We start from the raw sequence: 6,356 nt of genomic DNA, 5'->3' as shown, positions 1-6,356 counted from the left end.
GCTTATTATTGACTAGAGTCATGCTCCTCCGCTGGGCGACCCCTGGTGGCGGTGGGGGTATCCTGAGAGCAGTGGAACTTAGCCCCCTCTTGCCAGCTCTTCCCCTTCGCGACAGCGGTGCGGAGCACTTTGTCTGGGATCCCTGCTGCCCCTTCTCTGGAGAGGTTGAGTTTTGAGCAGGTCAACCTCTCCGCCTCTTCACTGGCCCTGCTGGACCATTGCCCCCGCCTGTTTCGCTATGTGTACCTGGAGCGGTTGATCTGGCCCGCTGCCAGTGTTTTTGAGCACGAGCTGGAGCAGAGGCGCGGACGGCAGTTTCACCGTTTGGTGGAGTGGCACAGCCGCGGGCGGCAGGTGGAGCCGCGTTTGTCCGGCCTGGATGAAGGGGTGCAGCAGTGGTGGCAGGTGTTCTTGGCCAGCTCCCATGCCCATCCCCAGGGACGGGTGTTGGCGGAGTTGCCCCTGTGGCAACGGATTGAGGGCTTTAAGTTGATAGCCCGTTTGGATCGGCTGGTGATTATCCCCGGATCCCTGCACATCCTGGACTGGAAAACTGAGCGTCAACGTCCTCGCGATGAACAGTTGGCCCAAGACTGGCAGGTGCGCCTTTACCCTCTGCTGCTCTGCGAGGTGGCCCAGCAGCTGCCCCTGGAAGGCCCTTTTGAGCCGGAGCAGGTGCAACTGACCTTTTGGTATGTGCAACATCCGCAGCAGCCCTTCCACCGGTATTACAGCGCCGCCGCCTATGAGCAAGACCTGGCCCACCTAAGAGCCACTCTGAACCACCTGCGGCAACTGGAGGCGCAAGACTTTCCCATGACCCCCCACACTGAGCGCTGCAACAGTTGTCTGTTTCGCTCCCGCTGCCATGGGCTGCTACCGGAAGGGATCCCCTCTCAAGACCTCACGGATTGGGTCTGGCCAATGCAGGAGCCCGCGACACCTGCGGATCCCATCGCCGATACTTATTGGGAGCAGTAATGGGAGCAGTAAGGACTCCGCCCCGCTGACGCGATTAGATCCGATTAGATCAGGGTAGGGCGGGGCAGGATCTGTTTTGGCAGCAACCCATGCATACCCTATTATGGGGCCGTTCGCGATAGCGAGACGGAGTCCTTTGTTCCCAACGTTTCCCATCTGGAAAGGCTACGGGCAGGGATCCCCGGTTGCAGGGCTGAGCGTGGAACTGGTGCCCCGGGTGTGGAGGATAACTGCAATTTTCTCGGAGACTTGCATACTGGGTTAGATGGTTTTATCAGCGCTGTCAACTGTGATCGCGGGTGTCATCTCCAGTATTTCTACCGTCCGGGATCCCGACTGGGATGTAGAAGTGGCGGGCCTCTACAAGCGTTTTGGCGATTTTGTGGCCCTCAATGGCATTGAGCTGAACATCCGGCGGGGGGAGTTTTTCGGCCTGCTGGGCCCTTCCGGCTGTGGCAAGACCACCCTGCTGCGCATCCTGGCCGGCCTGGAGATGGCCGATGCTGGGGAAGTGGTGATTCGAGGTCGCCCGGTAGGCCACCTGCCCGCCCACAAGCGCAATGTCAACACGGTGTTTCAGAGCTATGCCCTTTTCCCTTTTATGACGGTGGAGGACAACATCGCCTTCGGCCTGCGCATGCGGGGTGTGCGGGGAGAAGCTCTGCGCAAGCGGGTAGCGGCTGCTATGGAATTGGTGGAGATTGCAGCTCTGGCCAAGCGGAAGCCCCATGAGCTGTCGGGGGGACAGCAGCAGCGGGTGGCCTTGGCTCGGGCTTTGGTGAACGAGCCGGAAGTGCTCTTGTTGGATGAGCCGCTGTCGGCGTTGGATGCCAAGTTGCGCAAGCAGCTTCAGGTGCAGTTGTGCGAGTTGCAGCGCCGCCTGGGCATGACCTTTATTTTCGTTACCCACGACCAAGAAGAGGCTTTGGTGACCAGCGACCGGGTGGCGGTGATGCGGGCGGGGCGCATTGAGCAAGTGGGCCTTATCGATGAGGTGTATGAGCGCCCGGCGACGGCCTTCGTAGCCGACTTTTTAGGGGCCAGCAACCTGATCGAGGGGATCGCCTGTGGGACGGACTGTGTGGATACGCCCTTGGGAAAGCTGAAGGTCTTGGGGATCCCGGCCAGCTCGGAACCGGTGCAATTGGCTATTCGCCCGGAAAAGATCCAGCTCTCTCGCAGGGGCTGGGATCTGCTGCCCAACCAGGTGCCAGTGCGGGTGGAAAACCTCATCTACACTGGGGCTGAGAACCAATACCTGTTGCGGACAAACCAAGGTCAGCAGCTCAAGGCCACGGCCCTCAACACCGATATTGAGGATGCAGGGTTTGAGATCGGCGCAGCGCTGGTGGCCCACCTACCCCCGAAAAGCCTAATCCGTTTGCGACCGGATCCCCGTCAGGAGGAGACTGGATGTTGAAGCTGCCATCTCCTGTGGGCAAGTGGATCCCTGGCCAAGCCCAGGTGCGATTTGGGGAGCTGCTCACCCCTTGGCAGGAGTTGGGGCGCAGCCTAATTTTTGCTGGGCCAGGGGTGCTGTGGGTGATGTTTTTTCTGGTGCTGCCGGGGCTGTTGCTGTTGGTGTGCAGCTTTCTCAGCCGCGGGGAGTTTGGCCAGATTCAACTGCCCCTGACCCTGGAGAACTATCTGCGCATTCTCGGCTTTGGCCCCCTAGGATGGACGCCCATCTACTGGCAGATCTTGGGCCGCAGCCTGCTGGTGGCGGGGGTAACCACCTTTTTTTGCGTGCTGCTGGCCTACCCATTGGCTTTCTTCATTGCCGCCCACCCACCCCGACAACGGGATCTGTTGCTCACCTTGGTGGTGGTGCCCTTTTGGACGAACCTGGTGATCCGCACCTATGCCTGGATGGTGGTGCTGGCCCCGGAAGGGTGGCCGGCTCGCTTGGCGGCCTGGCTGGGCTGGATCCCACCGCAAACGGCTCTGTATCCCAGTTGGCTGGCGGTTTATCTGGGCATGGTCTACACGTTTTTGCCCTACATGGTCTTGCCCCTGTACACGGCGGTGGAGCGCATCGATTGGCGGCTGGCGGAAGCGGCACGGGATCTCTATGCCAAGGGTTGGCAGGTCTTTTGGTGGGTGCTTCTGCCCCAGACCTTGCCTGGACTGGCGGCGGGCCTCATTCTGGTGGGGATCCCGGCTTTCGGCATGTTCGTAGTGCCGGATCTGTTGGGGGGCAGCAAAACGCTGTTGATCGGGAATGTGATTCAGTTGCAGTTTGGCTCCAGCCTGGACTATCCTTTCGGGGCGGCCCTCAGCTTTTTGGTTACCGGCCTCACCCTGGGGTTGATCTACGCCTACAGCCGCTACGCTGGCACCCGCAGCCTAGAAAATCTGGTTTGAGGAGCTGCTGTGGGCTTTGAGCAGAGCCGCCAATTGCTTGCGCATCAGGATCCCGGGCTTATCGGTGAGCATGTGCTGCTCGGCGCTGAGGGTGAGAGGAACGTCGGGATCCGTGGTCTCCAAAATGGCTTTATCTTCCAGAGTTACAGCCCGGTCGAAGCGAATAACCTCGGCGGCTGGGGTATCGGCTTCGGTGTCGTTGCGCAAACAAAACTGCACCACTTGGGAGGCTCGGTCGTTGATGGGGGTGGGGATGTTGACGATGACATGGCTGCGGCCATTGGGGTAGCGGATGTGAAGGTGGTTGGTGAAGGGCAAATGCCAGGTTGAAGTGGTGGTGCGCTCGGTTTTGGCGGCAGCAATGCCCAGGTTTTTTTGTTGCAGCTCTGGGTTGGCTACACCGAGCACTGTGCGGGTGCGGATCCCGTAGTCCAGCTCCTCGACCTCGAAGTGGCTGGGTACCAAGTCTTCCATACTGCCAAAGGTGTTCTGGTGTACAAAGCTGATGTGGGCGGCATCGAACTCGTTCTCGCAGATGCGCAAGCTGGCACATTCCCAGCGTTCGTAGAACTCGTGGATGAGCCGGTAACTGGGATCCTCGGCTTCTGGGATGACCGGGATCCCCCGTAGAGGCTGGGGATGCAAGCACACCCAAGCATAGCCATAGCGGGCCTGGCAGAGGTAGGCGGGAATGCGGTAGCTCTCCGGGATGCGGGACTGATCCGGCAGTTGCGGCACCTTGACACAGGCTCCCGTGCCATCGAACTCCCACCCATGGTAGGGGCAGCGGATATGGTCATCACAGACGATTCCCTTGGACAATTGCGCCGACCGATGACAGCAGCGATCTGCGGCTGCCTGGGGCTGTCCGGCTTTGTCCAGCCAAAGGACGATCCTCTCTCCCAGCAGCTCGAAAGGTTGCGGGGATCCCTGCTCCAATAGGCTGAGGGGCATCACCGGGTACCAAAAGCGCCGAAAGACAGGATGCTGGGTCACCAACATGGCAAAACCATCTGTGTCGTGTGGCCGGATTCTGTATAGCAAATTCGTGAATTCGGTTCCGTAGCCCGCGCCACAATCTCTATTTGGGGATCTTGCAGATCTGGGCAAACTCATTCCCAGGGGAGCTCAACTCATGGGGAAACCCTAGAACCTCTGGTACGGTAAAGATACTGATCTTGCGTTTGAGTTTCCAGAGGGATCCCTTGACCTCAACTTTGCCTTCTCAGACCCTCTTGCAGGCTCTGTACACCCCTTCCCCTGCTTGGGATGCCATCGTCATCGGTGCTGGGATCGGGGGATTGGTCGCGGCCAGCCAGTTGGCTGCCAAAGGATACCGTGTGCTGGTGCTGGAAAAATACCTCATTCCAGGGGGCAGTGCCGGCTATTTTGAGCGTCCGGATCCCTTAGGCAAGGGGAGCTACCGCTTCGACGTGGGCGCTTCCATGATCTTTGGGTTGGGCACCCAAGGCACCACCAACTTGCTGACCCGCGCCTTGGCAGCCGTGGGCCAATCCCTGGAGTCCATCCCCGATCCGGTGCAGATTGCCTACCACTTGCCCAAGGGGCTCAATCCACGGGTACACCGGGATTACGAGCAGTTTTTGCAGGAGCTATCCGGCTACTTTCCCCGGGAAGCCGCCGGCATTCGCCGGTTCTACGATAGCCTGTGGCCCATCTTCAACAGCCTCAACGCCATGGAGCTGCTCTCGTTGGAGGAGTGGGGCTATCTATTTCGTTCTTTTGTGAGCAATCCCCTCGGCTGCCTGACCTTGGCGCGCTATTTGCCGGTGAATGTGGGCCAGGTAGCGCGGCGCTGTCTGCGGGATCCGGATTTGCTGCGCTTTGTGGACATGGAGTGCTACTGCTGGTCGGTGGTGCCGGCGGATCGCACGCCCATCATCAATGCCGGGATGGTGTTTTGTGACCGACACTACGGCGGTGTCAACTATCCCAAAGGGGGGGTGGGGCAGATCGCCCAAAAGCTGGCCCAGGGACTAGAGGCCCATGGCGGGCAGATCCGCTACAAAGCACCCGTGCGGCGGATCCTGGAAGAAAGAGGTCGGGCGGTGGGCGTAGAGCTGGCCAGCGGGGAAAAGCTCTTTGCCCGCACAATCATCTCCAATGCCACCCGCTGGGACACCTTTGAGCGCCTATGGCCGGGATCCCTGCCCAGGGCGGAGCGGCAGTGGCAAAAACGCTACCAGCAATCCCCTAGCTTTTTAAGCTTGCACCTGGGGGTGCGGGCCGAGGCCCTGTCCGGCGAACGCTATTGTCACCACATTCTCCTGGAAGATTGGGATCAGATAGAGGCTGAGCAGGGCACCCTTTTTGTCTCCATCCCCACCCTGTTGGATCCCGACCTGGCTCCCCCGGGCCGCCACATTGTTCATGCCTTTACCCCCAGTTGGATGTCCACCTGGCAAGGGTTGAACCCAAGCCAGTACCAGATCCAAAAACAGCAAGCCGCCGACCGCCTCATCCGCCGCCTGGAGGCCCTTTGGCCCCAACTGGGATCCCACACTGAACTGAAGGAGATAGGCACCCCCCGCACCCACCGCCGCTTCTTGAGCCGCAGCAACGGCACCTATGGGCCCATCCCCAGCCGGGATCCCTGGGGCTTGCTGGGCATGCCTTTCAATCGCACCGCCATCCCCAACCTATACTGCGTGGGGGATAGCACATTCCCCGGCCAAGGGCTCAATGCCGTTGCCTTCTCCGGCTTTGCCTGCGCCCACCGGGTGGCAGCGGATTTGGTTTAGGTTGCCCTTATCCTTGCTACTCCCTTCTCCCTCTGGGAGAGGGGCAGGGGATGAGGGTTGAGCGGCGCAGAGGGTTTGGGAGGCAGTTGATGGTCAATTCAAACAACAATGAGACGCTAGCCAGTAAGATAGCGTCCGTTCCCGAAAGCAGGCTGTAGGCCTTTGAATCAGGACATTGTCCAGAATCAACACAGATGTCCTCTTCAAACTCGGTATTCAGTATCTGATACATTTACGCTGAACACTGCT

5 protein-coding genes are annotated in these 6,356 nt (G+C 59.8%); 4 read left to right on the top strand and 1 reads right to left on the bottom strand.

Going from position 1 to position 6,356, the window contains the following annotated elements; all coding sequences use genetic code 11:
* The first annotated feature begins 117 nt into the window (after positions 1 to 117).
* The 3 genes from NW815_RS09590 (at position 118) to NW815_RS09580 (ending at position 3,345) form a co-directional block, all read left to right on the top strand.
* On the top strand, positions 118 to 981 hold the full coding sequence (locus NW815_RS09590) for a PD-(D/E)XK nuclease family protein (RefSeq protein WP_414387776.1): 864 nt from the start codon (positions 118 to 120) through the stop codon (positions 979 to 981).
* 265 nt (positions 982 to 1,246) lie between these two features.
* Positions 1,247 to 2,401, top strand: a complete 1,155-nt coding sequence (locus NW815_RS09585) for an ABC transporter ATP-binding protein (protein ID WP_414415947.1) — start codon at positions 1,247 to 1,249, stop codon at positions 2,399 to 2,401.
* The gene (locus tag NW815_RS09580; RefSeq protein ID WP_414342559.1) at positions 2,395 to 3,345 is read left to right on the top strand and encodes an ABC transporter permease; all 951 of its coding nucleotides are present in this window, start codon (positions 2,395 to 2,397) and stop codon (positions 3,343 to 3,345) included. Before NW815_RS09585 ends, NW815_RS09580 begins: the two co-directional genes overlap by 7 nt.
* On the opposite strand, the gene NW815_RS09575 is transcribed toward NW815_RS09580, so the two are convergent.
* Complete coding sequence (locus NW815_RS09575; RefSeq protein ID WP_414389202.1) at positions 3,328 to 4,347, bottom strand: Rieske 2Fe-2S domain-containing protein; 1,020 nt, start codon at positions 4,345 to 4,347, stop codon at positions 3,328 to 3,330. The genes NW815_RS09580 and NW815_RS09575 overlap by 18 nt on opposite strands.
* A 203-nt stretch (positions 4,348 to 4,550) precedes the next feature.
* Between NW815_RS09575 and crtH the strand changes: the two genes are divergently transcribed.
* Positions 4,551 to 6,107, top strand: coding sequence for a carotenoid isomerase (gene crtH / locus NW815_RS09570; protein ID WP_414389203.1), 1,557 nt, complete (start codon positions 4,551 to 4,553; stop codon positions 6,105 to 6,107).
* Positions 6,108 to 6,356: the final 249 nt, after the last annotated feature.

The sequence above is a fragment of the Synechococcus sp. R6-7 genome (assembly GCF_047461695.1).
GTDB lineage: Bacteria > Cyanobacteriota > Cyanobacteriia > Thermostichales > Thermostichaceae > Thermostichus.
The sequence above is the reverse complement of the archived record's forward strand: the minus strand, read 5'-3'. Positions and strand labels throughout refer to the sequence as shown.

Bases quoted from the DNA above. Each gene is read 5' to 3' on its own strand.
- NW815_RS09585 (WP_414415947.1), top strand. From the start codon at position 1,247: ATGGTTTTATCAGCGCTGTCAACTGTGATCGCGGGTGTCATCTCCAGT.
- NW815_RS09580 (WP_414342559.1), top strand. From the start codon at position 2,395: ATGTTGAAGCTGCCATCTCCTGTGGGCAAGTGGATCCCTGGCCAAGCC.
- NW815_RS09575 (WP_414389202.1), bottom strand. From the start codon at position 4,347: ATGTTGGTGACCCAGCATCCTGTCTTTCGGCGCTTTTGGTACCCGGTG.